A 1,579-nucleotide genomic window follows, 5' to 3' on the forward strand; every position below is an offset into this window, starting at 1 on the left:
CCGCAAACGAAAGGCGCGTTTGCCCCCACCCCACCCCTGCCGCTGACCGGCTGCGCCGGGCAGGGCCGGACACGGCCCACCTCCTTCGACGGAGGCCATCGCCCGGCACGACCGGAGAAGGAGCACACCATGGCGAAGCAGGGTGGAATCTGGACGGACGCCGGCGGCCACGAGCCGCGGCCCGCGCCTCCCCAGCCTGATGACGGCGAGGGTTCCGGCTCGGAGGAAGAGAGCTGAACCTGACTGAGCCAGGCTGACCGAGGGCCCTGGCACCGCCAGTACGTGGCGGCGCCAGGGCCCTTAGTCGTGTGTGGTGCCGGTCGGTTTGTGGTGCCGGGGCCTGTCTCCGAGGCCTCGTGGGCGCGGAGCGGCGGCACGCTGTGCGGCGGGCACGAGGCAGTCTGGGCCGGGGGCTTTCCGGTACGCGGGTGGCTCGTGACGGCGGACAACGCGGAACGCAGCCGCCCGTGACGCAGAGCCGGGCGACGCCCGGGCGGGCGGCCCGGGCATGTCCGTGGCGTTCGCCGCCGTATCGGAGGCGGACGCCAGCGGATTCCCGACGTGCGGGCCACCGGGGACGGTCACGTGTCCGCGGCGGTGCCCTCCTGCAGGCAGAGGCATGACCTGTGGTTGCCCTGGGTGCCTGTGCCCTCCCCGGTGCCTGAGCCTGCACCGCGTCGGAACGGGGGGTCAACCGAGCAAAAGGCACGCTCGGTTGACCCCCCGCCCCGACGCGGCGCTGTCGGCCGATCACCGGGAAGGGCACAGACGCCCAGGGCAGCCCGCACGGGCCGCTCCCCGGCTGTCTTCAGCAGAGGAGCTCTGTCATGCCGCACATGGTGATCGACCGTACGTACTGGCCCATGGGGTTCGACGGCTGGCTGGTGAAAGTCGCGTCCGTCGGGGACCCGAACGAGGGCACGGGAACTGTCCTCCTGGAGGTGGAGGTCCCCCGGGAGGGACGCCGGCCCTGGGAGCCGCGCTCGGACCGGTGGGTCTTCGAGGTCCCGGCCGGGCAGCTGGACGAGGCCCAGGCCCTCTACCCCCCGGGTGGGAAGAGCGAGTCGGGTGAGCTGGGCAAGGCCCGGAACGCCGTGCAGTACCGCCGCGTCACCGTCGAGTTCGGCCCCAGCTACCTCACGCAGTCCCGGCACGTCTGGCTGCGCCGTCTGTTCCGGCGCCCGATCGAGCTGAGCGACGTCAAGTGGGTCGAGTTCGGCAACCTTTACGAGGACTCGTAGGCGAGCCTGACACGGTGACGGCCGGACCCCGGCTCCCACTCCGGTGGGGGCCGGGGTCTTTCCGTGTGTGGTTCCCCCTGGGGCGGTCGGCGGGGGCCGGGCAGAGCCCGCACCCCCTGCCCTCCGTGGCTCGGGGTTGGGCGGTGGCCGTCTGCGGTGGGTGGTGTCCGGCCCTGTCCGCCGCCCGCAGCCTGCGGCGGGGGAGGGGCGGCCGCAAACGAAAAGCGCGTTTGCCCCCGCCTCCATCCCTCTGCCGCTGACCGGCTGCGCCGGGCAGGGCCGGACACGGCCCACCTCCTTCGACGGAGGCCATCGCCCGGCACGACCGGAGAAGGAGC

The 1,579-nt window shown here is 73.3% G+C and carries 1 protein-coding gene; it reads left to right on the forward strand.

Annotation, left to right across the window (positions count from 1 at the left end; genetic code table 11):
- The first annotated feature begins 827 nt into the window (after window positions 1–827).
- Complete coding sequence (locus tag ITI46_RS34390; protein ID WP_209243973.1) at window positions 828–1,241, forward strand: hypothetical protein; 414 nt, start codon at window positions 828–830, stop codon at window positions 1,239–1,241.
- Window positions 1,242–1,579: the final 338 nt, after the last annotated feature.

This window comes from Streptomyces oryzae, assembly GCF_017676365.1.
GTDB classification, from domain to species: Bacteria; Actinomycetota; Actinomycetes; order Streptomycetales; family Streptomycetaceae; genus Streptomyces; species Streptomyces oryzae.

Bases quoted from the DNA above. Each gene is read 5' to 3' on its own strand.
- ITI46_RS34390 (WP_209243973.1), top strand. From the start codon at position 828: ATGCCGCACATGGTGATCGACCGTACGTACTGGCCCATGGGGTTCGAC.